Annotated in this window: 1 tRNA gene; it reads left to right on the top strand. The window is 42.1% G+C overall.

Annotated features, from left to right (window positions below):
- Nucleotides 1-124: 124 nt before the first annotated feature.
- A tRNA-Sec gene (locus tag RZN25_18660) sits at nt 125-221 on the top strand.
- The last annotated feature ends 81 nt before the right edge of the window (nt 222-302 follow it).

Genomic DNA, 302 nt, shown 5'->3' with positions numbered 1-302 from the left:
CGTATTTGACCTCACTCTCCTCCCACACCTAAAGGAGGTGGCTTTCTCGTTTGAAAAATCTGTAATAAAACATTTCTTGTCAAAAGAAAGATTCCATCGTATAATAGAACATGTTCCTTTTCACGGGGTTGGATGGGGTACTGGTGTCCCCCACGGTCTTCAAAACCGTCCGAGAGGCGCGTGACGTCTCTGGTGGGTTCGATTCCCACACAGTCCCGCCAACTTTTACATATCAAAGTTTTATTGTTAATAGGTACTTAACACTAAATAATCGAGTAGGAGGATAATCATTAGTTGATTAT

The sequence above is a fragment of the Bacillaceae bacterium S4-13-56 genome (assembly GCA_040191315.1).
Classification (GTDB): Bacteria; Bacillota; Bacilli; order Bacillales; family JAWJLM01; genus JAWJLM01.
The sequence above is the reverse complement of the archived record's forward strand: the minus strand, read 5'-3'. Positions and strand labels throughout refer to the sequence as shown.